Raw genomic sequence first — 22,993 nt, 5'->3', positions numbered from 1 at the left:
TTCCGGCCAGGCCTGCCGCGAGACAGACCCGCAGCCGCATGGCAGACCCTGGCCCGCGAGACAGGCGTTGACCACCACCTGTCTCGCGGGCCAAGGTCTTTGTCGCGGGCTTGGGTCTGTTACACGATCGCCGAGACGCCCGTGATCGCCCGGCCGGCGATGAGGGTGTTGATCTCGTGCGATCCCTCGTAGGTGTAGATGGCCTCGGCGTCGGCGAAGATCTTGGCCATCCGGTAATCGGAGACGATTCCGTTGCCGCCCAGGATTGACCGGCCCAGCGAGACGGTCTCGCGCATCGCGGCGGTGGTGTGCGCCTTGGCGAGCGCCACCTGCGCCATGGTGGCGTCCCCGTCGCCGCCCCGGTCCTGCAGCCCGGCCACCCGCACCATGAGCGCCAGGGATGAACTGGCGTTGCCGAGCATCCTGGTCAGCTGTGCCTGGATCATCTGGAAGGACGCCAGCGGCTTGCCGAATTGTTGGCGTTCGACGGCGTAGGCCCGGGCCACGTCGAAGGCCGCCAGTTGCTGCCCCACGGCCTGCCAGGCGACGGAGATCCGGGAATGGCGCAGGAGTTTGTTGGTGTCGCCGAAGGAGCCGACGCCGGAAAACCTGTCCCGTTCCTCGACACGCACGTCGCTCAGCACGATGTGCGCGTTCTGCACGGTCCGCAGCGCAATCTTGTTCTCGATCTTGCTGCGCGTGACTCCCGGCAGGGACGCGTCAAGGATGAAGCCGCGCACCTCGCCGGTGTCGGCGTCCTTGGCCCACAGGAGCATGTGGTTGCAAAACGTGCCATTGCCGATCCACCGCTTGGCGCCGTTGAGCACCCAGTGCGTGCCGTCGTCGTCCTGGACTTTTTGGGCCGTGGTGACCATGCCGCCGGCCACGTCGCTGCCGTGGTCGGGCTCGGTCAGCGCAAAGGCGCCCGTGGTGCGCAGGGATACGGCGTCCGGCAACAGCCGGGCCTTTTGTTCCTCGGAGCCGAAGTCGATGAGCGCCTGGACAAAGAGGTCGTGGTGGACCAGGAAGAACGTGGCCAGGGAGGTGTCGGTGCGGGTCATCTCGGCCACCACCAGGCCCGTGAACAGGTGGCTGAAGCTGCGCCGGTCCGGGGCGGCCAGCTCCAGGGCCGCGATCTTGGGCAGGATGTGCGCCGGGAACTCGGCGTCGTTCCACCAGCCGGTGGCGTAGGGAGCCACCTCGGCGGCCAGGAATTCGCGCAGCTGCGCCAGCTTGGCCGCCTCGGCGTCGGTCAGCAGGGACTCGTAGTCGTAAAAGTCCGCGGAGGGCAGCTCATGCCCGGCACCCGTCATTTTGGTGCCATCCGGATGGCACCATCGAGGCGGATGGTCTCGCCGTTGAGCATGGCGTTGGCGGCAATGTGTGCCACGAGCGCCGCATATTCGGCCGGCTTGCCCAGGCGCGACGGGTGCGGCACCTGCTGCCCCAGCGAATCCTGCGCAGCCTGCGGCAGGCCCGCCAGCATGGGCGTCTCAAAAATGCCGGGGGCAATGGTCATGACCCGGATCAGGGTGCGGGCCAGTTCACGCGCAAGAGGCAGGGTCATGGCGGCAACTCCACCCTTGGACGCGGCGTACGCGGGCTGGCCGATCTGGCCGTCGAACGCCGCCACGGAGGCCGTATTGACGATGACGCCGCGCTCCGGGCCAAACTCGCCCTCGAGCGGTTCGGCGGCGGCCATGGCCTCGGCGCACAGGCGCACCACGTTGAAGGTGCCGATCAGGTTGATCTGGATGACCCGGCTGAACTGTTCCAGCGCCAGCACGCCCTCCCGCCCCAACACCTTGCCCGGGGTAGCAATACCGGCACAATTGACGGCGATCCGCAGCGTGCCCAGCCCGGCGGCCGCGGCAATGGCGGCCCGCACCTGCTCCTCATTGGTGACGTCGGCCGGGACAAACACGGCCCGCTCCCCCAGTTCGGCCGCCAGTTCCGCCCCGCTGGACTGCGGCAGGTCCACCAGCACGACGCCGGCCCCCGCCGCATGCAGCCGGCGCGCCGTCGCGGCGCCCAGGCCTGATGCGCCACCCGTGATGAGTGCAACCGTGCCGTTGCCTGAAATCTTCATGCGTCCTCCTCGTCGAGGCGTGCCGGCCGCGCAAGGCGGACGGCACCGTGAAAACTGCGTTAATGCATACTAACTGAAAACCCTTGGGGCAAACGGGGAGGGCGCCATCCCCTTGCCACGTCCGGAACACTCAGTACGCTTGAGTCCATGATCGGCGATCAAGGTGAACCCGCGGGCCACGGCGAAGCACTGCCGGATTGGGCCGGGCTGGCCGCCCGCGCCGCCGCCGACGTCAACGCACGTTTTGGCCACCGACTCCTGGGCCTGCCGGGCACGTGGATCGGCGCCGTCACGGCGCCGGCCGCCCCGCAGCAAATGCCGTGGAGCGAATGGAACTACTGGTGGCAGGCTCATTATGTGGATGTCCTGGTGGATGCCGGCCTGCGGGCCATGCGCGCGGGTGACCGGCGGGCCGCCACGGACTCGGCCGTCCTCGCAAACAGCCTCCTGAGCGGCATCATGATCCGCAACTTTTGCCGCATCCCCAACTACTTCTTCGACGACATGGCCTGGCTGGCGCTCGCCGCCGGACGCCTCACCGGGCTCTCCCGCACGGTCCTCGGCAAGCCGGGTCGCCTTGCCCCGCATGCCGAGGCGGTGTTGACGAGCCAGCTGCGAAGCGCGCACGACGACGTCCTGGGCGGCGGCATCTACTGGTCCAGGAAGCGGGACTACAAGAACACGCCCGCCAACGGCCCGGCCGCCCTGCAGTTTGCCCGGACGGGCGACCATGCCCTCGCCCAATCCGTGGCGGACTGGCTGCGCACCGAATTGTTCGACCCCGACACGGGGCTCTACCTGGACGGCATCCACCCCTCGGCGACCGGCCGGGACGTGGAGCGCACCATCTACACCTACAACCAGGGGCCCATCCTCGCCGCGCTCCTGCACCTGGACCATCCGCGCTACGCCGAGCAGGCGGCGGCGCTGATTTCCGCCGTCGAACATCAGCTAGCCGCGCCGGGAACCATGGCGCTGCGGCTGGAACCCGGCGGCGACGGCAGCCTGTTCACGGGCATCCTGTGCCGCTACCTGGCCGTGGCCGCGGGCGACCCGAGGCTGCCCGCCCAGGCCCGGACGACGGCGTCGAATCTGGTGCTGGGCACGGCGGCATCCCTCACCGGGCCGGAACCGGTGCTGCTGTCCGCCGCCGTGCAGCGCTGGACCATCTTCGAGGCCGCGGCGGTGTGCGCCGCACTGGCCGGGGACGGTCCATCACTCAGGCGTTGATCGCTTCCAGACCCTTCTCCTGGGTGACTTTCCGGCGCCACAGGATCGCAAACAAGGCGCCAAGCACCGCCGTGGCAGCCAGGGCCAGCAGGCTGGTCCCGCCCCAGCCCGCGCCCATCAGGATGTCGGCTGCGGCGAAGGATCCAATTGCGGAAACGCCGGCCGTGGCGCCTTCGATGAATCCCTGGACCCGGCTTCCCCGGCCTTGCGGGTAGCACTGCAGGAGCAGCGCCGAGCCGGCCACGAACAGCACGTTCCAGCCGACGCCAACCAGCGCCAGGGATCCGACCATGGCCCATGCGGCCACGCCCACGGCTCCAAGCGCGCAGCCGCCGGCCATGACGGCCAGGCCAATGGCCACTGTTTTGCCGGTGCCGAGCCGCCGCAGCGCCCATGCACTCAGGGCCGATGGCGCAAACATCCCCACCAGGTGCCACTGAATCATCGCGGCGCCCATGGCCGAGGAATGGCCGGCATGGTGACCCGCCAGCGGGCCGGCCGCCATGACGAGGGTCATCACGAGTCCGGACCCCGCCAGCACCAGCAGTGCCTGCCGGAATTTCGGGTGCCCCAGCCGGTCCCTGATCCGCACCGCTTCCACGGCCGTTTGGTCCATACTTCGCTGCGCCGGCGGCAGGGTCCGGGCGAGCACCGCCGCAGCCAGGCCCAGGGCCGCGATCAACAAGCAGGAGCCCACATACGGCCGACTCCATGCCGTTGAGGCCGCAACCGCCGCAACCGGCCCCAACACCGCGGCGACGATTCCGCCATACAACACCAGGGCCAGGGCCCGTTCGCGCCGGGCCGGCGGCGCGTATTCGGAGGCGATGAAGCGCAGGAACCCGCCTACGGCACGATATCCGCCGGTCAGCGCCGTGCCAACGCAAAACAAGGCAAAGGAATGCGTGCCGACGGCCACCGCGGAGAGTGCCCCGCCGGCAACGGCGCAGGCGGCGCCCGCAATCATGACGGGGCGGTATCCGTAGCGTGAGGCGGCATTTCCGGCGATAAACGAACACGCGGTCCCCACCACCACGATCAGGCTCAGCGGCAGCGTGGTCAGGGCGGGGCTGGGCGCCAGGGACAGTCCCACGAGTCCCGTCAGGGTCAGGTCGGCGCTGACGATCATGTAGTAGCAGGCCTGGGCGGCGATCAGCTGAATCAGCAGGACGCGAAAACGTGGCGCGGAGATGGTCATGAGTCCACATTTTCAAGGAATCGCCCCGTGCAACAGTGGCAGAATAGCCACTATGCGAAACTATCCCGCCAAGACAACCGCACCCGGTGCTGCAGTTCCCGAGCGGATCAAGGTGGCCGTGCTCGCCCTGCCGGAGGTCCTGGCCCTGGACTTTGGCATCCCCATCCAGATCCTCGGGCGCAATGCCGCGCACCTGTATGAGGTGGCCACCTGCTCCGCCGGCGGCCTGCCGGTGCGCGCCGACGGCGGATTCACGGTGGTTCCGGACCGCGGGCTTGAGCTGCTGGAGGAGGTGTCGACCATTGTGATCCCGGGCTTCACTTCCGCCCGGCTTCCACTGCACGACGACGTGAGGCTGGCTTTGCAGGCCGCGCACGCTCGCGGGGCGCGCCTGGTCTCGATCTGCACGGGGGCCTTCGCCCTGGCCCAGGCGGGAATCCTCGACGGCGTGCGGGCCACGACCCACTGGGAGCACACGGCCGAGATGGCCCGCCTTTACCCCGCAGTGGCCGTCGATGAAAACGTATTGTTCGTCGAAAGCGGGCAGGTGCTCACCTCGGCGGGCGTTGCGGCCGGCATAGACCTCTGCCTGCACATCGTGAAATCGGACTGGGGTGCGGCCGAGGGCAATCGCACGGCCCGGTCCACCGTTGCCGCACCCAGGCGCGAAGGCACGCAATCACAATTCATCGAGCGCCGCCCGCGATCCGGTGCGGCATCCCAACCCCGGGACGTGGCCGCCGCCATGGAGTGGGCGGGCACCCACCTGGAGCGACCCATCACGATTGGGCAGATCGCCACGGCCGCCTCATTGAGCGAACGGACCCTTTCCCGCCGCTTTGACACGCATGTGGGGCTCACGCCCATGAAGTGGCTGGCCGTCCAAAGAATCGACCGGGCCAAGGAGCTGTTGGAGACCACCACGGCACCGGTCGAGGCCATCGGCGCCTCGGTCGGGCTGGGGTCCGGCGCCAACTTCCGCCAGGTCTTCAAGAAATCCACGTCACTGACCCCGAGCCAGTACCGGCACGCCTTCACCCGGAAGGCCACCGGCGTGTAGACGCCGTTTCAGGACGGGCGGCGTTTTTGCGGGTGCGGGGTCTCCCCGGAGGCGAGCATCGCCACGAGCCGGTCGATCTTCGCTGCCCGGGCGGCGGGGGTTTTCACCGTGGTAGTGCGGTAGATGAGTGCGAAGCGGTTGACGGCCGTAAGCACCTCAAACATGGCCTGGGCTTTGGGGTTGGCCGCGATGGCGTCCGCCAGGTCCGCGGGAACCTCCGCCTTCGACTGGCCGGAGTATGCCATTTCCCAGCGGCCGTCGGCCTTGGCGGCGTCGACGGCGTCCTGCCCGGCGGGCTGCATCCGCCCCGCGGCGGTCAGCCGGGCAATGTTCTCCACGTTGTTCTTGGACCACTTGCTGGTGCGCGTGCGGGGCGTGAACCGCGTCAGGTAGCTGCCGTCGTCGCGCCGGCCGATCAAGCCGTCGATCCAGCCAAAGCACAGCGCCTCGTCCAAAGCTCCGGCGTAGTCCAGTGCCGTGACGGTGCCGCCCTTCTTGTGCAGCACCAGCCTGACACCGGCACTTGAGGCATGGTGTTCCGCAAGCCAGCCGCGCCACGCGTCCGCGTCCGGGAGCAGCAATTCGGGAAGTTCAATCATGGGCCAACACTAATTCCTGCACCGGCCCGGCGGCACCCCCGGGTTCGCCGGCTTCAACTCCAGGCCGTCGCGCCCGCAGCCGGGTTTTGCAGGCTCAGCCGCCGAGCGCTTTTACGCAGGCGCTGAGTCCGCGAGAGAGCGAGACGATCTCGGCCGGACCAAGGCCCGAGAGCATCCGCTCCTCGACTCCGTCCACTTCGGCCTGTGCCGCGGCGAGGAGCTCAACGCCTGCCGGCGTCAGTGCTGTCGGCAAGGCGCGTCCGGATTCGGGTCGGGCGGGACGTTCGACCAGTCCGCGTTCGAGCAATTGCTGCAGCATCGAGTTCATGGATTGGCGGGTCATGAACGTGGCCCGGGCCAGCCCCGCGGCGGAGATCCCCGGCTCGCGAAGCAGGCGGTGCAGGCAGGAGTACTGGGAAACGGTGAGGGCGTGCGGGTGCAGCGCCTCCTCCATGCGAAGGCGAAGCAATGACTGCGCCTGCTTCACCACATATCCGAGCTGCACTTCACTGTTGTTCATGTAAGAATTCTGACATACTGTTATATGTAAGGAAACTGACATACAAGGAGAACCATCATGGCCATCACCGGCCCCGATTTCATTGCCCTGCAGGTACGCGACCTCGAGAAGGCTGCTGATTTTTACGAGAACACCGTCGGCCTAAACCGGGCACCTTTCTCACCTCCACACGCGGTCGTCTTCGACACCCAGCCGACCTTCGCGATTCGCGACCCCGAACCGGGAGTGGACCTCGAATCCGGCAAGCTGGGGCTCGGCGTCGCGCTTTGGCTCCATGACCCCGAGGCCGTCGCCCTTCATCAAACGCTCGCGGAGGCCGGCACAACCATCGTTCGGGAACCCTTCGAGGGCCCATTTGGCATGACCTTCGTATTCCAGGATCCCGACGGTTACACGGTCACCATCCACGATCGCGCCACACGCGGCTAACCCCGGGCGAACCGCGTTCACCCCACAGGGGCGGGCCGGCGCTTTAGCGGGTAAAAGGTTTCGCCGGCTTGCAGCATCGCCATAAAGCGCTCGATGTTCGCGGCCCGGGCGGCCTCGCTCTTGACGTTGGCGATCCGGTACAGGAACGCGTAGCGGTTGGTGGCGGTCAACACGTCGAACATGGCCTGCGCCTTGGGCCCGGAGGCGGCGATCGCAGCCAAGAGGTCGGCCGGAACTTCCATGGCGGCCTGCCCCGCATAAGCGGCCTCCCACCGGCCGTCAGCCTTGGCGGCATCCGCTGCGGCCACACCGGCTGGGGTCATGCGCCCGTCCACGGAAAGCCGCTCAAAGTGGCTGACATTGATCTTGGACCATTTGCTGGCCTTGGTGCGGGGCGTAAAGCGGCGCACAAAGGACTCGTCGTCGCGCTTGCCCACCACGCCGTCGATCCAGCCAAAGCACAGCGCCTCATCCAGTGCGGCCGCATAATCGAGCGCCGTGACCGTGCCGCCCTTCTTGTGCAGCACCAGCCGGACGCCGGGGCACGAGGTGTGGTTCTCCGCCAGCCACGCACGCCACGCGGCCACATCCGGGACAAGGAGTTCGGGAAGTTCGCTCATTGGGTCAACACTAGTTCCCGCCCGGCTTCCCCGCATTGCTACCGTGGACAAACCACCAACTTCGGAGAGCCCATGCTGCGCGTCAGACCCATCCACCTCACCTCCCGCCTCGAGGAGTACGCCCACCTGCTCACGGCGCTCGGTTTGCGCTGCATAGCGGATGACGGCGACCGCCGGGTTTTTGACTCCGGCAACGGCAGGGTTGGGCTGCTCCGGGTAGATGCCGGCAGCGCCGAGGACGGCACCACAGGCCTGGAGTTCGAGGTCCGGGACCACGAGATCTTTGTGCACCGAACCCTCGCCGACGGCACGCCCGCCGAGCTGGTCGACTCCGATTACGGCCCGGCCGCCCGGGTGGATGCCCCGGACGGCACCGCGTTCCTGGCCGTTCCCGTCGCTCAGGAAATCCTCGTGGGACCGGGCCTACTGACCGTCGTCATGCATTGGCACACCACCGACGACGCCGGCGCACGGAAGGTGCTTGCCGATATCGGCGCCCGCCCACTCATCACCCGCCCCGGCGGCGGCTCCTTCTTCCGGGCCAAGAACGGCGGCCTCGTGGCCACGCACCCGGCAGGGCACAACGGCGTCGAACTGGGCCTTGAGTACTGCGGCGACCTTGCCGCCCTGGGCGCCCGCCTCACCGCGGCGGGGGTTGCGACGGACATGCCGGACGCCGATGCACTTTCGCTCCGCACGCCCGACGGGACTGCGCTGCGGATCCTTCGCCCCTAAAGCAGGCCCGGCGGAAACGGCACCGGGCCGAAAGCGGTGCGCCGGCGGTTCATGGGGTACAACTTATGTATGAGCGTCCGCACCCCTGATCCCTACCCCGGCTGGCTGTCCGACGAGGACCTGTACGAGGCCCGGAACCGTCTTCCCATGGTTTACGTGGAGGTGGTTCCCGTGCGCCTGGACCCGCTGGGCTACGTCAACGAGGTGGGCCTGCTGCTGCAGGCCGACGACGAGGGTTCCATGGTGCGCACCACGGTGTCCGGGCGGGTGCTGTACCGGGAAACCATCCGGGCCGCGCTCATCCGCCACATTGAAAAGGACCTGGGCCCGCTGGCGTTGCCGCAGCTGCCCGTCAGCCCGGTGCCGTTCACGGTGGCCGAATACCTGCCCTCCCCTTCGCAGACCGGATTCACCGACGAACGCCAGCACGCCGTCGCCCTGGTCTACGTGATTCCCGTGACCGGCGAATGCGAACCGCGCCAGGACGCCCTGGAACTGACCTGGATGACGCCGGAGGAAGTGCTCAGCCCCGGCGTGCAGGCCGAATTCGTGGGCGGCCGCGGGGCGCTGGTGCGCCAGGCGATCGCCTACGCGGGTTTGGGCCGTTAATCCCCACTTGCCGGCCGAATAAATCGCTGGCGCGATTTCCCCGGAACCTGGCAAGCGTGGGCCCAGTTCGGATGCGATCAGTGGGAGCGGCCGCGTGCTGCTGGTTCGTTTAGGTGAACCAGCGTAGATTACCTTTCATGACCACCACCCAGCTCTCAGTGCTCATCAACGCCGATGCCGAACAGGTGTGGCACATGCTCCGGGAACCCTCACGGGTGGCCCAGTGGCATGGCTGGGAAATGGAGGGCCTGGACGACGAGATCCGGCAAATCTACTTCAGCGAGGTCAGCGAAAGCGCCGACCACCTGCGCCTCGACCTGGAAATGGGCGACTCGTTCGTGCTGGAACCGCACCCGGACGGCACCTTGCTGACCATGACCCGCGGCGTGGCCACCGGCGAGTGGGCCAAATACGATTCCGACATCACCGAGGGCTGGACCATGTTCATCCAGCAGCTCCGCTTTGCCCTGGAACGCCACCCCCATACGCCGCGCCGCACCATCTTCGTCGACGGCACCAGCGCCGCCCACACCAATCTGTGGGACGCGCTCGGCATCGACACCGGCTGGCTCCCGGACCCCGGCGAGGAGTACCAGGTCACGCTCAACACCGGAGCCACCCTCGGCGGGCGGGTTTGGTACCGCACCGACTCCCAGGTGGGCCTGACCGTGACCGGCTATGCCGAGCACGGCGACGGCTTGCTGATCCTGGCCCAGCAGTCCCCCGTCGAAGGGCTGCGCGAACACCCCGGAGCCCAAATCATCGCCTCTACCTACGGCCTCGGCGCCACCGCGCTGGAGACGATCGGATCCCAGTGGGATTCCTTCATGGAGTCCCACTACCCGGAGGCGTAGCGGCCCGGGTAGCACCCGCCTAGCTCCGGCCTAGTGCCCGGACAATGCCCGGCAGGCTCCTCGCCGGGTCCTTTCTGGCGGGGCGCGCGGCGAAACACTGGCAAAATGGACTAATGCCCTCCCCAGAATCCAGCACGGACCTGCTTTTCACCGACCCCGCAACTAGCCCGGCCGCCGCACCGGCCGCACCCGACGCCGCCCCGGGCCGGCCGGCGTCGCAGAGCGAGTTTGAATTCCGGGTCACCACCCGGCTGAACGATACATGCGCGCCGTCGGCCGCCGTCGTCGCACAAAACGGCGGGAAGTTCCAGGGCCGCACCGGCGTCATCACCACCCCGCACGGCACCATCAAGACCCCGGCCTTCATCGCCGTGGGCACCAAGGCCACCGTGAAGTCGGTGCTGCCCGAATCCATGGCGGAACTGGGCGCGCAGGCGCTGCTGTCCAACGCCTACCACCTGTACCTCCAGCCCGGCGCGGAGCTGCTCGACGCCGCCGGCGGGCTCGGGAAGTTCATGAACTGGCAGGGCCCCACGTTCACCGACAGCGGCGGATTCCAGGTCATGAGCCTCGGTTCGGGTTTCAAGAAGGTCATCAACATGGACGCCGCGGCCGCCTCCCCGCAGGCCGGCGCCGACGATTCCGTGGCCGTGGGCAAGGAGCGGCTGGCGCACATTGACGATGACGGCGTCTGGTTCAAGTCGCACCTGAACGGGGACATGCACCGCTTCACGCCCGAGGTGTCCATGAACGTCCAGCACCAGATCGGCGCGGACATCATGTTCGCCTTCGACGAGCTGACCACGCTGCTGAACTCGCGCGGCTACCAGGAGATGTCCCTGGAACGCACCCGGCTGTGGGCGCTGCGCTGCATCGCCGAGCACTTCCGGCTCACCGAGGAGCGGGTCGGCAAGCCGTACCAGGCCTTGTTCGGCGTCATCCAGGGCGCCCAGTACGAGGACCTGCGCCGCAAGGCCTCCCAGGATTTGGGCGCCATGAACTTCGACGGCTACGGCATCGGCGGGGCGCTGGAGAAGGAAAACCTTGGCACCATTGTGCGCTGGTGTGCCGAGGAGCTGCCGGAGGACAAGCCGCGCCACCTGCTGGGCATCTCCGAACCGGACGACATCTTCACGGCCATCGAAAACGGGGCGGACACCTTTGACTGTGTCTCCCCCACCCGGGTGGCCCGCACCTCGGCGTTCTACACCCCGGACGGCCGCTTCAACCTCTCGGGCGCCAAGTACAAGCGCGACTTCACGCCGCTGTCGGAGGAGTGCGACTGCTATGCGTGCGCCAACTACACCCGCGCCTACATCCACCACTTGTTCAAGGCCAAGGAGATGGTCGCGGCGACGCTGGTTTCCATCCACAACGAACGCTTCGTGGTGAAGATGGTCGACGACGCCCGGCTCGCCATCGAGGACGGCACGTTCTTCGCATTCAAGGCCGAGACGCTGCGCCGCTACTACCCGAACCGCTAGCCACGCGGAGCGGGGGCCGTTGTGGTGATTCGACCCCGGCCGGCCGGCGTCGGATCACCACAACGGCCCCCGCAGGGAACGCCTTAGGCCAGTACGGCCAGCTTGGAGCTCTTGCGGCCGAACAACACGTAGTCGACCGACACGCGGCCGGGGCCGGCCAGCGCCACGGCCAGCGCCGCGGCGGCCAGCAGGAGCACCAGCTCAAATCCGCCGGTCTGGACGAAGACTCCCGCGGAGGCGTGGACCAGGACAAGGGCGCCGAGCATGTCCAGCACCAGCAGGGCGGCGACCGGGCGGGACAGGAAGCCAACGATCAGGGCAATGCCGCCGACGAGTTCCAAGGTTGCCACGACGGGGGCCACCAAGTCCGCGGCCGGCACGCCCATCTGGGCAAAGGCGCCCTGGGTGCCGGCGATCGTGAACTCGTTGTACTTCTGCCAGCCGTGAGCGGCAAAGAGGAAGCCGACGACGACGCGGAGGATGGTTCGGGCGGCCGTGGTCAATGCGGGGTTGTTCATGGGGTTTCACCGTTTCGTGGGGTCATGGCGGGCCTTTATGAGCAGGCGCAGGGCCTCAGTTTATTGAAGCTACAAGTAAAGTGTCGCAGAAATTAACTTGAAGCGTCAAGTAAAGGCGTTCGCGTGTCCCAAAGAGAAACGGACCGACGCCGAGTCTGACGGAGCGCTGCGAAACCGCAGTTGCGCACCGTCAGACTCGGCGTCGGTCCGTCAGACTCGGTGAAAAGCTACGCCGCGTAGCTGGGTTCGTGCCGCTTGAACCAGCCGATCACGAGCGTCGTGATCGGGAGCATCACGTATTGGACGCCCGTCTTGTAGAGGAAGCCGACCAGTACGTAGTTGGCGAACATGCCAAAGCCGGCGATCCCGATGACGGGTGCGGCGATGGTGCAGAAGATCAGGGTGTCCACGAATTCGCCCAGACCGCTGGAGCCCATGAGGCGGGCCCACAGCTTGCGCTCACCCTGGCGGGCCTTGAGCCGGACCATGATGAACGAGTTGATGGTCTGCCCGGCAAGGAAGGCGAGCAGGCTGGCCAGCACGATCTGCGGAACCGGGCCCAGCGCGTCCTCCAGGGCATGCTGCTTGGCCACCCCGTAATCGTCGCTGAAGCCGGGCAGGATGATGATGACCCAGTAAGTCAGCGAGGCGAAAATGGACAGGGCAAAGGTGGTGAAAATGGCCTTCCGGGCCACCTTGAAGCCATAGATTTCACTGATTACGTCGCCCAGAATGTAGGCGAAGGGGAACAGGAAGAACCCGCCGTCGGTGACGATCGGGCCAATCAGCACGCCCTTGGACGCACCGATGTTGGACAGGATCACGATGACGGCCATGCAGGCCAGCAGGATGCCGAAGTAGGGACTCCCGACGGCGGCAAACCGGGGGCCGGTTTTCGGGGCGGGTGTGGTTGCGGAAGCGTTGCTTTGCAGCGAAGACATAAGGGGGAATCTCAAATCGTGGGTAAGTGGTTCGCCCAGCACACCACCCCGCAACGAAACCGCGGGGCAGCCGGCCGGCTGTATTATCACTGGACCCGTCTGCACCCGGGCCGCCCCCAATTCTGCCATGTCCCGCCGCGGGGCGCCCCGGCTAGGGTTGCGGCGCCAGCATCAGCTCCTCGTTTTCGGCAAAGCGGGCCTGGGTTTGTTCGTTGAAGGCCGTGCAGTGGCGGCCCACCAGCCGGTCCACGGCGTTGCGGACCCGCTCGGTCTCGGCGGGCTGCCCGGCATGAATGCCGCCGTCCGCGCCCACCACGATGTATCCCCATTCATACAGGGCGTCGCAGCTAAGTGCGCAGGTCAGCATGGCGGAGCCGGCGTAATCCATCCGCTCCTCCTCGGTCAGGTGCGACCTCGGCTTGATATAGCCGGCACTGAGCAGCCGGGCCGGCAGGTCCTCCCCGCACAGCGCGCACGGCGCCTTCAACCGGCCGCGCAGCAGATGCTTGCGGAGGTGGGCCTGCTCCAGGCGAATCGTGGTGAGGGTCTTCTTGTCCGGCTCCTCCACGCCGAAGACGCTTCCGGGCAGGCCGCGCAGGCTTCCGGCGGAGGTTTGCGGGGCCGTGACGCCGCACTCGGCCAGCAGGGCCTGGCCCTCCTCCTCGCTCAGCTCGGTGATGTAGCGCTGGTAGGGCTTGCCGGCCGCGTTGAACGGCCCCTCGCCCTCCTCGGTGATGTCGGCGGCGCGCTCCCGGTGCACCCGGAGGTCCTTGGCCAGGGCCGTGGTGCGGACCAGCAGGCCGTCGTCGGGCTCGCCCAGCTGCGACTCAAAGCCCTCGGGCCGGGCCGCGGCCTGCCATTTTTCCGTCACCAGGCTGACGGCGCGGACGTAGGGACCAAAGTAGTTGAAGACCACATCGCCCTGGCCCATGTCCTTCAGCGGCGCCACGCCGTCGGGCAGTTTCCCGTCGGGGTCCGGGCATGCCCAGAGCATCCCGTCGGCGATGGCTTGTTCATAGTTGCGGCCGTGACTGACCCACCAATAGTGCATTTGCAGACTCCTTGCGTGGACTTCGCTGGTACTTTGCTTGGCCTTTTCAGGGTAGCCCGTTTGCCGCCCCCGTGGTCAAACTTCCGCATTACCCGCACTGCGTGCGCCCGCACTACTGCGGTTTGTCCACGTGTCGGCGCTTGTCCCGCTTTCAGGGTGGTTAGGGCCACCCTAAAAGCAGGACAAGCGCTGCCTTGCCGGAAATCCGCCGTTTCAAAACCCCGCGTCAGCGGGTGAAACCGAGGATTTCGGCGACCCGCTCCCAGCCGTCCACGGCGGCGAAGCGGGCCGCCTGGGCCGGCTCCGCCACGAGGTAGAGGACGTCGGCCCCGTGCAGGAACGCCTCCTCGCCCAGGGATGCCACCATGGCCTGCTCAAAGCGGTCCACGAATTCGTCATGGCCGTCCTCCACGCGCAATCCGGCCAGCACGGCCAGCCCGTCCCCGAGCCGGATCCGCCCGGCCGCCGCGGGGCGGTCAAACACGGCGACCTCCACGGCGTCGTAGTTTTCCATGGGCGCCTCGGCGATGTTGGCCTCGGCCGGGAGGCTGGGCACCAGGTCAAGGTCCTCGGTCCGGGCGGACAGCAGCACAAGCGTCCCGGCCGGGGTCCAGCCCTGCGACGCCGCAAACGCCGTGGCACCGTCCGCATCGTCGGTGACCAGACGCAGCGGTGTTCCCGGGGCGGACGTCGCAGCGTGTTGGGCTGCCGCCTCATCCGGCCAGGCGAAAATCACCTCGGCGGGGTCCCCGGCAACCGTGACCAGGCCGGCGTCGGCCGCGGCCTCCCGGTCCCGCACGGCAGCCCAGGCCGCTCCCCACTCGCCCAATGAATCGCGCCAATCAGCCATAACCTTCACTCTTTTCCCTGAAAAATTCCGGTTCATTCACCGCCGGCGCCACAGGCCTCGTGGGCTCGGCACCCCGGCAACCCCAGCATAGGCACGCGGGGCGGCCGCGATGCAACATGTCCACATTCCGCAACTGGGATTGCAATTGAACGTGACTGCAATCATAATTGCTAGAGTGACCCACCTAACATCACCGACCGGCCCCGGCATCGACTGGCTCGACGACATCATGTCCGGCACGTCGCTGCCCAAGGCCCAGAACCGCGTGGCGGACGTCATCATGCGCAACCCGCAGCTGGCGTCCTACGCGGAAATTGCGGAGATCGCGGCCCGCGCCGAGGTCAACAATTCGACGGTGGTCCGCACGGCCCAGGCCCTCGGGTTCCTGGGCTGGCCGGACCTGCAACGCGAATTGCGCTCCCGCTACCTGGTGAAGATCTCCACCGAGGACACCCTGATCCAGCACGGCGAACACAGCAGCCCGCTGCACGCCGCCCTGACCCGGGACATGGAAAACCTCCGGCTCACCCTGGAGACCAACTCGGCCGACGACGTCGAGGCCACCATCGCGACCCTCGCGGCGGCCAAGTCGATCCTGGTGGTGGGCCACGGATCCTACGCCGCACCGGCAAGCGTCATGGCCCACCTGGGCGCCACCATGGGCTACCCCATCCACCTGGAAAGCCGGGCCGGCGTCCACCTGGCCACCAGCACCAACACGCTGGGCCCGGGCGACGTCATGGTCATCATCAACATTTGGCGCTCCATTGGCCAGGTCATCGCCGCCGCGGAGGCCGCGCATCGGGCCGGCGCCACCATCATCGCCATCAGCGACATGCGCCGCGGCCGGCTCGCCGCGATCGCCAAGCACCTGCTGATCGTCCCGTCCGAAGGCATCGCGTTCTTCCAATCGGTCACCGCCACCACGTCCCTCGTCTACGGCCTGCTGGCCGGCATGCAGGCCGCCCACCCGGAACGCAGCCGCGAAACCATCCGCCGCTCGCAACAGCTGTGGAAGGACCTCGACATCCACCTCGAGTAACACCGCCGCGTTCCTACCCCCTTCGCAGCACCGATCATCCCGCGCCCCAAGGAGCACCCCCATGAATTTGACGAACATCGCCACTGAGGCGGACGGCGTCCACGCCGAGCTGGCCTCCGGCGTCGTGCAGTGGCGTGAAAAGGTCCACGCACTGGCCCGCGACATCCACGCCAACCCCGAGCTGTCCTTCGAGGAGGTCCGCGCCTCGGCGGCCATTGTCGAGTTGCTCCGCGAGGGCGGCTTTGAGGTTGAAACCGGCACCTCCGGGCTGCCGACCGCCTTCACGGCCACCGCGGGCAGCGGCGACCTGACCGTGGCGCTGTGCATCGAATACGACGCCCTCCCCCAGATCGGCCACGCCTGCGGCCACAACCTGATCGCCGGCGCCTCCGTGGCCGCCGCGCTCGCCCTGGCCCCGCTGGCCGACGCCCTGGGCATCACGCTCAAGGCGATCGGCACGCCCGCCGAGGAACATGGCGGCGGCAAGGCGATCATGCTCGACGCCGGCGCGTTCGACGGCGTCGGGCTGGCCCTGATGGTCCACCCCGTCCAGGACGGCATCACCTACAACCCCGCCGGCACCAGCGCGCAGGCCGTGGGCCGCTACCGTGCCACGTTCACCGGCAAGGCAGCCCACGCCGCCGCAGCCCCGCACCTGGGCGTCAACGCCGCCGACGCGGCGGTCCTCAGCCAGGTGGCCGTTGGACTGTTGCGCCAGCAGATCCCCGGCGACCACCGCGTGGCCATGTACGTCGCCGAGGCCGGCCACGTCACGAACATCATTCCCGAGAAGGCAGTCGTCGAATTCGAGTGCCGCGCCTTCACGCTGCCCGCCTACGAATCCCTGCTGACCCGCGTCCTCCACTGCTTTGAGGGTGCGGCCCTGGCCACGGGCACCGAATTGGCCATCGAATCCACCGAGCCGCTGTACGAACCACTCCTCCAGGACGACGACCTCGCCGCGCACTGGACGGCGGCCATGGACGTATTCGGCAAGGACACCTCCCCCGCCGCCGGCCTCGGCGGCGGCTCCACCGACATGGGCAACATCTCCCAGGTCATCCCCAGCCTCCACCCATGGCTGAGCATCCCCGGCGCCGACGTGCCCATCCACTCCCACGCGTTCGCCGCACTGGCCGACACCCCGGCCGCCTACGACGTCATGTTCGAGGCCGCCGTGGCGCTGGCCTGGACCACAGCCGACGCCGCCACCTCCCCCACTCAACGCGAGCGCTTCATCGCCGCCGCACACAGCCGCGCAGCACTTTCCGGCGCAGCCCAATCCAAGGACCAATCAGCATGAGCACCCGAACCGCACCGGCCAAGGCCGGCATGAAGCACACCCTGCCGATCGCCCTGCTGGCGCTGATCATCGCCCTGGCCGTGCAGTACATCGGCCAGGCCAAGATCAACGTCGGCATCGGCTCGATCGTCATCTTCCCCATGGTGTGGGGCCTGATCGTGGGCCTGCTGGTCTCGATCCAAAAGTTCAAGCCGCTGGGCATTGACCTGCAAAAGGTGGCCTCCGCCCTGGTGGGCGTGGCCGTCATGCTGCTCGTGGCCCGGCTGGCCTTCAACATCGGCCCCAGCCTGCCCGCCCTGGTCAAGGCCGGACCGGCCCTGCTGCTGCAGGAGGTCGGCCACCTGTTGGGCACCGTGTTCCTGGCCCTGCCGCTGGCCGTGCTACTGCGCATGGGCAAGGCCACCGTGGGCGCCACGTTCTCCCTTGACCGTGAACCGTCCTTCGCCATGGTCTCGGAAAAGTACGGCCCCGACTCCGACCAGTACCGCGGCGTGCTCGCCATGTACGTGTTCGGCACCCTCTTTGGCGCCGTGTTCATCACCTTGCTGACATCCCTCGTGGCCAACTGGGGCTTCTTCAACCCGCTGGCCCTGGCCATGGGGTCCGGCGTGGGCTCGGGCTCCATGATGGCCGCCTCCGCCGCCAGCATCATCGACGCCTACCCGGGCAACGAACAAGCCATCCTGGGCATGGCGGCCGTCTCCAACCTGATCACCACCATCCTGGGCGTGTATGTGGGCATCTACGTTTCACTGCCCCTGGCCGACAAGTTCTACAAGGTCCTCACCCGCAAGCGCACGGCCACCGAGGCCGCCCTTGAGTCCCGGACGGTCACCCCATCCGGCGCCCCCGCCGCTGCAACGGCCGCCGCCACCGCCACCGGCGAGGAGACCGAGGCCGACGCCGTCAACCGCGAGTTCCGCGAACAGGTCGCCAAGTCCTCCGCCGAGGTCAAGCTGCCGCTGTGGCTGTCGCTGGGCACCCTGACCATCCTCGGCGTCGGCACCGCGTCCGTGGCCGCCAAGGGTCTGCACTGGAACATCATTGGCGGCTACGTGGTGCTCATGGCGCTGGTGCTGCTGGGCCTGTTCCTGCACAAGGTCACCCGCAAGGTCTCGGCCATCATCTGGATCACGACCATTGGCGCCTACGTTTCCAGCCCCTGGTTCTTCGGCGCCAAGATGCTCACGGACCTGGTGTCGGCCGTGGACTTCCTGTCCATCGCCACCGTCATGCTGACCCTGGCCGGGCTGTCGCTGGGCAAGGACGTGCCGCTGCTGCGGAACATTGGCTGGAAAATCATCCCCGTGGGCCTGGTGGCCATCACGGCGTCGTTCCTGCTCTCGGTGGTCATCGCGGAGTTCTCCCTCGGATACTGGTCATAAGCGGCTAGCATCGAGCCATGACCTCATGGCTTCAGGACGTCCTCGGCCCGGATTTTGAACAGCTCACCCTCGAGCTGCCCGCCGGCGCCCCGGCCACGCTGGTGCGGTACGCCGGGGACGCCGAGCCGTGGGAGGCGTCGGCGCTCACGGGCGCCGACGTCTTGTACGTCCACGGCTGGTCGGACTATTTCTTCCAGCGCGAACTGGCCGAGTTCTGGCACCGGGCCGGCGCCAACTTCTACGCCCTGGACCTGCACAACTACGGCCGCAGCCTGCGCCCGGGCCATGTCCCGGGCCAGGTTGCCTCCCTCACCGAGTACGACGACGACATCGCCGCCGCACTGTCCGCCATGGGGCGGAGCGTGGCCGCCGAAGAGGTGATGGCCGCCCCGGCGCCGGAGGATGCCCCGGACGAGGCCAGCTTTGAACACGCATTCTTGGAAGCTGCCCGGCACCGGCTGGGTGCCGCGATCGACGCGCTCACGGGCCGGGAACGCCCCGCAGCGCCCGCGGTTCCGCGCGAGCGGCCGCTGATTTTGCTGGGGCACTCCACGGGCGGGCTGACCCTGAGCCTGTGGGCCGCCCGGCACCCGGGTGCCGCGGCCGCCGTCGTGCTGAACAGTCCGTGGCTGGAGTTCCAGGCCAGCGAGATGGGCAGGGCCGTGGTGGCGCCGCTGATCCAGGCCCGGTCCCGGTTCAAGCCGCTCGCGCCGCTGCCGCCGATCGACCCCGGTTTTTACACACGCGCCGTCTCCTCCCGCTACGACGGGGAATGGAATTATGAGCCGCAATGGCGCCCGGACCGCGGTTTCCCGGTCACGCCCGCGTTCCTCAACGCCGTCTTCCAGGGCCAGGCGCAGGTGGCCCGCGGCCTGGGCATCCAGGTGCCCGTGCTGGTGATGCTCTCGGACAAGAGCTACCTGCAACCCAAATGGTCCTCCAACGCACTGGCCGCCGACGTGGTGCTGAACGTCGATTCCGTGGCCAAGCGGTCACTGGATTTGGGCCGGGACGTGACCCTGCACAGGATCCCGGCGGCGTTCCACGACGTGTTCCTCTCCGCGGCGGAGGTCAGGGCCCAGGCGTATGCCGGCATGGGGCGCTGGGCGGAGGCCGCCGTCGACGCCGCCGCACAGCACCGCTGGGCGGAGCGCCCGGCCTGACAGTTGTGGGATGCGCACGACACGCGGGCACGCGTTGCGCAGGCACGGGGTGGGCGCAACGGCCGCCGGCGTGCCCTGCGCATGGCAAAAGGCCCGCGGGCCTAGTTTCCGATTTCGGTCCGGACGGCAAAGAGCTCCGGGAAGAACGTCAGGTCCAGGGCCCGCTGCAGGAAGCCGACGCCGGTGGACCCGCCCGTGCCCGTCTTCATGCCGATGGTGCGCATCACAGTTTTCATGTGCCGGAAGCGCCACAGCTGGAAGTTGTCCTCCAGATCCACCAATTCCTCGCAGGCCTCGTACAGGTCCCAGTATTCGTCCGGGGATTCATAGACCACCTTGAACAGCTGCACCAGGCCCTCGTTGAACACGTGGGCCTTCGTGACGTCGCGCTCGAGCACCTCGGCGGGGACGGCAAATCCCCGCCGGGCCAGCAGGCGCAGGAATTCGTCGTACACGCTGCTCTGGTCCAAGAGCTCCGCCAGCATGGATTGGGCGTGCGGGTTGTCGGCGAAGACCTTGAGCATGCCGGCGTTCTTGTTGCCCAGCAGGAACTCCACGGCCCGGTATTGGTAGGACTGGAAGCCCGACGACGACCCCAGGTCACCGCGGAACTGGGCGTATTCGCTGGGCGTCAACGTGGCCAGCACGCTCCACTGCTCCGTCAGCGAGCGCTGGATGTGCTTGATCCGCGCCACGCCCTTCATGGCCGCCCGCAAATTGTCCGCAGCGAGGTGTTCCCGCACGGCCCGCAGCTCGTGCAGCACCAGTTTCAGCCACAGCTCGGAGGTCTGGTGCTGGATGATGAACAGCATCTCGTCGTGGTGTTCGGGCGTGCTGACGGGCCGTTGCGCGCTGAGCAGCGTGTCCAGGGCCAGATAACCGCCGTAGCTCATCTTGTCGCTGAAGTCCGTCTCAATGCCGGATTCGATCTTGCGGGTGTTCCTGGGCATGCCGGTTACCTTTCCCTACGCTGTTTCCCCACACACTACGCCCGGACGGCCGGACCGGCTCACCGGTATGCGCCCAAGCCGCGGCGGGTTGCGCGCCAGTGACGCGGCTGCACGGAATTCGTGGCGAGTTTCACGCACAGGGGTGGGAATCACCCTCCGGGTGGCGTACGTTGTGCCGGATAGACCCCTTCGAAAGGATGCAGTCCCATGAGTTCAACAATGCAGGCCATGACGTACGCACAATACGGCGGCACCGAAGTCATCGAGCGCAGCGAGCGTCCCATGCCCAAGGTTTCGCCGGGCGCCGTGCTGATCAAGGTCATGGCGGCGGGTGTGAACCCGGTGGACTGGAAGATCATGGCGGGCGGCCTGGATGCCCTGATGGACGTCAACTTCCCCGTCACCCCGGGCTGGGATGTGGCCGGTACGGTGGTCGCGGTCGGCTTTGACACCCCCGAATTCGCCGTGGGCGACGAGGTGTACTCCTATGGCCGCCGCGACACCGTCCAGGGCGGCACGTTCGCCGAGTTCGTCGCGCTCCCGGCCGCCGTCGTCGCACGCAAGCCGGCATCACTGTCCTGGGAACAGGCCGCCGGCCTTCCGCTGACGGGCATGACGGCCCAGCGCACCCTTGACGCCCTGGCCCTGGGCGCCGGCGAAACCCTGCTGATCCACAACGGTTCCGGCGGCGTGGGCCGTACCGCCATCCAACTGGCCGTCCACGCCGGGATCCGGGTCATCGCCACGGCGTCCGCCCGGAACCATGCGCGGCTGCGTGAACTCGGCGCCGAGCCCGTCGAATACGGAGAGGGCCTGGTGGAGCGCGTGCAGGCGCTGGCCCCCGAGGGAGTTGACGCCGTCGCCGACTTTGCCGGCGACTCCCTCGACGCCACGCTCGCCGTCCTGAAGGAGGGCGGCAAGCACGCCTCGATCGCCGACTGGACCGTGATGAGCCACGGCGGACGCTACATCTGGGTCCGCCCGGATGCGAAGGAACTGGACCGCCTCAGCGCGCTGGTCGACGACGGCACTCTCACCGTAGACGTGTCCGCCAGCTACCCCATGGAACAGCTCGCGCAGGCGTTCGAGGCGAACATGGCCGGCCATGGCGGCGGCAAGATCGTGCTCACCCCGTTCAGCGAGTAGGCCCTACCGCCCCGCGGACCCCTTGCGGGGTTTGCGGGGCGCCTGCAGCCAGGGCCGGAGCAGGCGCGTGCTCAGCGGCAGGAACAGGTACGTCATGAGCGGCGTTAACAGGCAGATGTTCAGCAGCACGGAGAGCACCAGCGGCCAATGCCCGGTGACCGGGTGCAGCAGGAAGTTCGCCAGCAGGCTCAGCGGGAAGAACGGCAGGAAGATGCTCACGGCCTGCTTCCACCGGGGCGGGACCACCGTTTCAGGGACGGCGATGGACACGTCGCCGGGCTGATCGAACCAGCCCTCAATGCCCGTCCGGTGCTCCACCCGGGTGATCTCCATGATCTCTCCGGCGCTGTCGATCCACCAGCGGCGCTCCTGGGAATCGTCCCAGTCCTGCAGCGAATCCACGTCCGCGAACCGGTACATCACATGCCATTCATCGGAATCCGGGGCCGTCCTGACCCAGCCGGAACCCAGGTAGCCGGGCCATTCGCGGGCCAGCTCCTGGCCGGCATGCGCCCACGCCGCAAATTGTCGGTGGTAACCGGGCTGGACGGTGCGGGCGATGGACACGGTAACGGGCTGCTTTTCTGACACTCTGGCCATTGTATGCCCGCCCCCCGTTTCCGGGCCGGGCCCCAAGCGGTGCGACGACGGCGGTGCGGCCGGGCGCCGTCGTCGTCGGGCGGTGGTCGTGGAGGAGCTACAGAGTCACCTCACGCCGCCGGCGATGGTCGCGCTGCCTGCCGTATTCGTGCACGGTCAGGATGATGACCAGGACGTCGAGCACCGTCAGGACCAGCAGGCCGATGGATGGGGACGTGACCATTTGGTAGATTTGGTAGGCCGTGAACAAGGCCAGCACGACGATCATCCAGGGGTACGCCCAGAGCTTGTTCATCAACAGCGCCACCACCAGGACCACCTTGACCACGCCGTGCAGCAACAAGTAGATGGCGGCAAAAAACACCGTGCCGTGGCTGAGGGCCGAGGTGCCGTTGAGGATGTGGTTGGCCACCCAGCTGTGCGGGTCCTCGGCAAGTTCGGGCTGCGTGAGGATTACGGCGAACGCGTGGATCCGTTCGGGAGCCACGAACAGCAGCAGGGTGCCGGCCGCCAACTCAAGGACGCCGTCGAGGCCCTTGAGGAGGATGCCGATCGCGAAGAGTTTGTCCCACCAGTCAGTGAGCCGCAGCCTGCCCATAGCTTCACCCTAGCGCCGC

At 67.7% G+C, this 22,993-nt stretch carries 25 protein-coding genes; 12 read left to right on the top strand and 13 right to left on the bottom strand.

The genetic code is table 11. The features are described from left to right. Nucleotides 1–119: 119 nt before the first annotated feature. Complete coding sequence (locus AL755_RS02055; protein ID WP_054009499.1) at nucleotides 120–1,313, bottom strand: acyl-CoA dehydrogenase family protein; 1,194 nt, start codon at nucleotides 1,311–1,313, stop codon at nucleotides 120–122. After that, the gene (locus tag AL755_RS02050; protein WP_107503788.1) at nucleotides 1,310–2,083 is read right to left on the bottom strand and encodes an SDR family NAD(P)-dependent oxidoreductase; all 774 of its coding nucleotides are present in this window, start codon (nucleotides 2,081–2,083) and stop codon (nucleotides 1,310–1,312) included. The genes AL755_RS02055 and AL755_RS02050 overlap by 4 nt, the downstream gene beginning before the upstream one ends. Nucleotides 2,084–2,236: 153 nt before the next feature. On the opposite strand from AL755_RS02050, the gene AL755_RS02045 reads away from it, so the two are divergent. Next, entirely contained in the window at nucleotides 2,237–3,319 is a 1,083-nt protein-coding gene (locus AL755_RS02045; RefSeq protein WP_054009497.1) for a glycoside hydrolase family 76 protein, read from the top strand. On the opposite strand, the gene AL755_RS02040 is transcribed toward AL755_RS02045, so the two are convergent. Beyond that, the gene (locus AL755_RS02040) at nucleotides 3,309–4,517 is read right to left on the bottom strand and encodes an MFS transporter (RefSeq protein ID WP_054009496.1); all 1,209 of its coding nucleotides are present in this window, start codon (nucleotides 4,515–4,517) and stop codon (nucleotides 3,309–3,311) included. The two genes, AL755_RS02045 and AL755_RS02040, sit on opposite strands and share 11 nt — an antisense overlap. Nucleotides 4,518–4,569: 52 nt before the next feature. Between AL755_RS02040 and AL755_RS02035 the strand changes: the two genes are divergently transcribed. After that, nucleotides 4,570–5,577 carry a GlxA family transcriptional regulator gene (locus AL755_RS02035; protein WP_054009495.1) on the top strand — a complete coding sequence of 336 codons (1,008 nt, stop codon included), beginning with the start codon at nucleotides 4,570–4,572 and terminating at the stop codon, nucleotides 5,575–5,577. 8 nt (nucleotides 5,578–5,585) lie between these two features. On the opposite strand, the gene AL755_RS02030 is transcribed toward AL755_RS02035, so the two are convergent. Together AL755_RS02030 and AL755_RS02025 are read right to left on the bottom strand one after the other, a co-directional pair. Then, nucleotides 5,586–6,176, bottom strand: coding sequence for a YdeI/OmpD-associated family protein (locus AL755_RS02030; protein WP_054009494.1), 591 nt, complete (start codon nucleotides 6,174–6,176; stop codon nucleotides 5,586–5,588). A 94-nt stretch (nucleotides 6,177–6,270) separates the two neighbouring features. Continuing rightward, a complete protein-coding gene (locus AL755_RS02025) occupies nucleotides 6,271–6,696 on the bottom strand; it encodes a MarR family winged helix-turn-helix transcriptional regulator (RefSeq protein WP_054009493.1) in 426 nt (141 codons plus the stop codon). A 57-nt stretch (nucleotides 6,697–6,753) separates the two neighbouring features. Between AL755_RS02025 and AL755_RS02020 the strand changes: the two genes are divergently transcribed. After that, nucleotides 6,754–7,125, top strand: coding sequence for a VOC family protein (locus AL755_RS02020; RefSeq protein ID WP_054009492.1), 372 nt, complete (start codon nucleotides 6,754–6,756; stop codon nucleotides 7,123–7,125). 17 nt (nucleotides 7,126–7,142) lie between these two features. Here AL755_RS02020 and AL755_RS02015 read toward each other — a convergent pair whose 3' ends face one another. Continuing rightward, on the bottom strand, nucleotides 7,143–7,745 hold the full coding sequence (locus tag AL755_RS02015; RefSeq protein ID WP_054009491.1) for a YdeI/OmpD-associated family protein: 603 nt from the start codon (nucleotides 7,743–7,745) through the stop codon (nucleotides 7,143–7,145). Nucleotides 7,746–7,817: 72 nt separating this feature from the next. Here AL755_RS02015 and AL755_RS22750 point away from each other — a divergent pair, with 72 nt between their 5' ends. The 4 genes from AL755_RS22750 to tgt all read left to right on the top strand — a co-directional run bounded on the left by AL755_RS22750 (nucleotide 7,818) and on the right by tgt (nucleotide 11,427). Further along, complete coding sequence (locus tag AL755_RS22750; protein ID WP_054009490.1) at nucleotides 7,818–8,480, top strand: hypothetical protein; 663 nt, start codon at nucleotides 7,818–7,820, stop codon at nucleotides 8,478–8,480. Nucleotides 8,481–8,549: 69 nt separating this feature from the next. Next, complete coding sequence (locus AL755_RS02005; protein ID WP_054009489.1) at nucleotides 8,550–9,089, top strand: NUDIX hydrolase family protein; 540 nt, start codon at nucleotides 8,550–8,552, stop codon at nucleotides 9,087–9,089. A 137-nt stretch (nucleotides 9,090–9,226) separates the two neighbouring features. Continuing rightward, a complete protein-coding gene (locus AL755_RS02000; protein ID WP_054009488.1) occupies nucleotides 9,227–9,943 on the top strand; it encodes an SRPBCC family protein in 717 nt (238 codons plus the stop codon). 113 nt (nucleotides 9,944–10,056) lie between these two features. Then, complete coding sequence (tgt, locus tag AL755_RS01995) at nucleotides 10,057–11,427, top strand: tRNA guanosine(34) transglycosylase Tgt (protein ID WP_054009487.1); 1,371 nt, start codon at nucleotides 10,057–10,059, stop codon at nucleotides 11,425–11,427. An 83-nt stretch (nucleotides 11,428–11,510) separates the two neighbouring features. On the opposite strand, the gene AL755_RS01990 is transcribed toward tgt, so the two are convergent. The 4 genes from AL755_RS01990 to AL755_RS01975 form a co-directional block, all read right to left on the bottom strand. After that, nucleotides 11,511–11,945, bottom strand: coding sequence for a DoxX family protein (locus AL755_RS01990; RefSeq protein WP_054009486.1), 435 nt, complete (start codon nucleotides 11,943–11,945; stop codon nucleotides 11,511–11,513). 227 nt (nucleotides 11,946–12,172) lie between these two features. Then, nucleotides 12,173–12,886: a queuosine precursor transporter gene (locus tag AL755_RS01985; RefSeq protein WP_054009485.1), complete on the bottom strand. Its 714-nt coding sequence runs from the start codon at nucleotides 12,884–12,886 to the stop codon at nucleotides 12,173–12,175. Nucleotides 12,887–13,037: 151 nt separating this feature from the next. Next, nucleotides 13,038–13,937, bottom strand: a complete 900-nt coding sequence (locus AL755_RS01980) for a hypothetical protein (protein WP_054009484.1) — start codon at nucleotides 13,935–13,937, stop codon at nucleotides 13,038–13,040. 226 nt (nucleotides 13,938–14,163) lie between these two features. Next, a complete protein-coding gene (locus tag AL755_RS01975; RefSeq protein ID WP_054009483.1) occupies nucleotides 14,164–14,787 on the bottom strand; it encodes a hypothetical protein in 624 nt (207 codons plus the stop codon). A gap of 229 nt (nucleotides 14,788–15,016) precedes the next feature. Here AL755_RS01975 and AL755_RS01970 point away from each other — a divergent pair, with 229 nt between their 5' ends. The 4 genes from AL755_RS01970 (at nucleotide 15,017) to AL755_RS01955 (ending at nucleotide 19,680) form a co-directional block, all read left to right on the top strand. Beyond that, nucleotides 15,017–15,829, top strand: coding sequence for a MurR/RpiR family transcriptional regulator (locus AL755_RS01970; RefSeq protein ID WP_107503787.1), 813 nt, complete (start codon nucleotides 15,017–15,019; stop codon nucleotides 15,827–15,829). Nucleotides 15,830–15,890: 61 nt separating this feature from the next. Continuing rightward, nucleotides 15,891–17,132 carry an amidohydrolase gene (locus AL755_RS01965; RefSeq protein ID WP_054009482.1) on the top strand — a complete coding sequence of 414 codons (1,242 nt, stop codon included), beginning with the start codon at nucleotides 15,891–15,893 and terminating at the stop codon, nucleotides 17,130–17,132. After that, a complete protein-coding gene (locus AL755_RS01960; RefSeq protein WP_054009481.1) occupies nucleotides 17,129–18,517 on the top strand; it encodes a DUF3100 domain-containing protein in 1,389 nt (462 codons plus the stop codon). Before AL755_RS01965 ends, AL755_RS01960 begins: the two co-directional genes overlap by 4 nt. A gap of 17 nt (nucleotides 18,518–18,534) precedes the next feature. Continuing rightward, nucleotides 18,535–19,680 carry an alpha/beta hydrolase gene (locus AL755_RS01955; RefSeq protein WP_054009480.1) on the top strand — a complete coding sequence of 382 codons (1,146 nt, stop codon included), beginning with the start codon at nucleotides 18,535–18,537 and terminating at the stop codon, nucleotides 19,678–19,680. A 101-nt stretch (nucleotides 19,681–19,781) separates the two neighbouring features. Here AL755_RS01955 and kynA read toward each other — a convergent pair whose 3' ends face one another. Beyond that, nucleotides 19,782–20,630 (bottom strand): tryptophan 2,3-dioxygenase, encoded by an 849-nt coding sequence (gene kynA / locus AL755_RS01950; RefSeq protein ID WP_054009479.1) that lies wholly within the window; start codon nucleotides 20,628–20,630, stop codon nucleotides 19,782–19,784. A 207-nt stretch (nucleotides 20,631–20,837) separates the two neighbouring features. On the opposite strand from kynA, the gene AL755_RS01945 reads away from it, so the two are divergent. Next, complete coding sequence (locus AL755_RS01945; RefSeq protein ID WP_054009478.1) at nucleotides 20,838–21,776, top strand: NADP-dependent oxidoreductase; 939 nt, start codon at nucleotides 20,838–20,840, stop codon at nucleotides 21,774–21,776. Nucleotides 21,777–21,779: 3 nt separating this feature from the next. On the opposite strand, the gene AL755_RS01940 is transcribed toward AL755_RS01945, so the two are convergent. Beyond that, nucleotides 21,780–22,367 (bottom strand): antibiotic biosynthesis monooxygenase, encoded by a 588-nt coding sequence (locus tag AL755_RS01940; protein WP_054009477.1) that lies wholly within the window; start codon nucleotides 22,365–22,367, stop codon nucleotides 21,780–21,782. Between the two features lie 106 nt (nucleotides 22,368–22,473). Further along, entirely contained in the window at nucleotides 22,474–22,974 is a 501-nt protein-coding gene (locus AL755_RS01935) for a DUF2127 domain-containing protein (RefSeq protein WP_054009476.1), read from the bottom strand. Nucleotides 22,975–22,993: the final 19 nt, after the last annotated feature.

Origin of the sequence: Arthrobacter sp. ERGS1:01 (assembly GCF_001281315.1) — a bacterium.
Lineage (GTDB): Bacteria > Actinomycetota > Actinomycetes > Actinomycetales > Micrococcaceae > Specibacter.
The sequence above is the reverse complement of the archived record's forward strand: the minus strand, read 5'-3'. Positions and strand labels throughout refer to the sequence as shown.

Coding starts and splice junctions, on each gene's coding strand:
- AL755_RS02015 (WP_054009491.1), bottom strand. CDS start 7,745: ATGAGCGAACTTCCCGAACTCCTTGTCCCGGATGTGGCCGCGTGGCGT.
- AL755_RS01985 (WP_054009485.1), bottom strand. CDS start 12,886: ATGTCTTCGCTGCAAAGCAACGCTTCCGCAACCACACCCGCCCCGAAA.
- AL755_RS01965 (WP_054009482.1), top strand. CDS start 15,891: ATGAATTTGACGAACATCGCCACTGAGGCGGACGGCGTCCACGCCGAG.
- AL755_RS01960 (WP_054009481.1), top strand. CDS start 17,129: ATGAGCACCCGAACCGCACCGGCCAAGGCCGGCATGAAGCACACCCTG.
- AL755_RS02000 (WP_054009488.1), top strand. CDS start 9,227: ATGACCACCACCCAGCTCTCAGTGCTCATCAACGCCGATGCCGAACAG.
- AL755_RS02020 (WP_054009492.1), top strand. CDS start 6,754: ATGGCCATCACCGGCCCCGATTTCATTGCCCTGCAGGTACGCGACCTC.
- AL755_RS02005 (WP_054009489.1), top strand. CDS start 8,550: ATGAGCGTCCGCACCCCTGATCCCTACCCCGGCTGGCTGTCCGACGAG.
- AL755_RS01980 (WP_054009484.1), bottom strand. CDS start 13,937: ATGCACTATTGGTGGGTCAGTCACGGCCGCAACTATGAACAAGCCATC.
- tgt (WP_054009487.1), top strand. CDS start 10,057: ATGCCCTCCCCAGAATCCAGCACGGACCTGCTTTTCACCGACCCCGCA.
- AL755_RS02055 (WP_054009499.1), bottom strand. CDS start 1,313: ATGACGGGTGCCGGGCATGAGCTGCCCTCCGCGGACTTTTACGACTAC.
- AL755_RS02040 (WP_054009496.1), bottom strand. CDS start 4,517: ATGACCATCTCCGCGCCACGTTTTCGCGTCCTGCTGATTCAGCTGATC.
- AL755_RS02030 (WP_054009494.1), bottom strand. CDS start 6,176: ATGATTGAACTTCCCGAATTGCTGCTCCCGGACGCGGACGCGTGGCGC.
- AL755_RS01975 (WP_054009483.1), bottom strand. CDS start 14,787: ATGGCTGATTGGCGCGATTCATTGGGCGAGTGGGGAGCGGCCTGGGCT.
- AL755_RS01945 (WP_054009478.1), top strand. CDS start 20,838: ATGAGTTCAACAATGCAGGCCATGACGTACGCACAATACGGCGGCACC.
- AL755_RS01970 (WP_107503787.1), top strand. CDS start 15,017: ATGTCCGGCACGTCGCTGCCCAAGGCCCAGAACCGCGTGGCGGACGTC.
- AL755_RS01955 (WP_054009480.1), top strand. CDS start 18,535: ATGACCTCATGGCTTCAGGACGTCCTCGGCCCGGATTTTGAACAGCTC.
- kynA (WP_054009479.1), bottom strand. CDS start 20,630: ATGCCCAGGAACACCCGCAAGATCGAATCCGGCATTGAGACGGACTTC.
- AL755_RS02045 (WP_054009497.1), top strand. CDS start 2,237: ATGATCGGCGATCAAGGTGAACCCGCGGGCCACGGCGAAGCACTGCCG.
- AL755_RS01990 (WP_054009486.1), bottom strand. CDS start 11,945: ATGAACAACCCCGCATTGACCACGGCCGCCCGAACCATCCTCCGCGTC.
- AL755_RS02025 (WP_054009493.1), bottom strand. CDS start 6,696: ATGAACAACAGTGAAGTGCAGCTCGGATATGTGGTGAAGCAGGCGCAG.
- AL755_RS01935 (WP_054009476.1), bottom strand. CDS start 22,974: ATGGGCAGGCTGCGGCTCACTGACTGGTGGGACAAACTCTTCGCGATC.
- AL755_RS22750 (WP_054009490.1), top strand. CDS start 7,818: ATGCTGCGCGTCAGACCCATCCACCTCACCTCCCGCCTCGAGGAGTAC.
- AL755_RS02035 (WP_054009495.1), top strand. CDS start 4,570: ATGCGAAACTATCCCGCCAAGACAACCGCACCCGGTGCTGCAGTTCCC.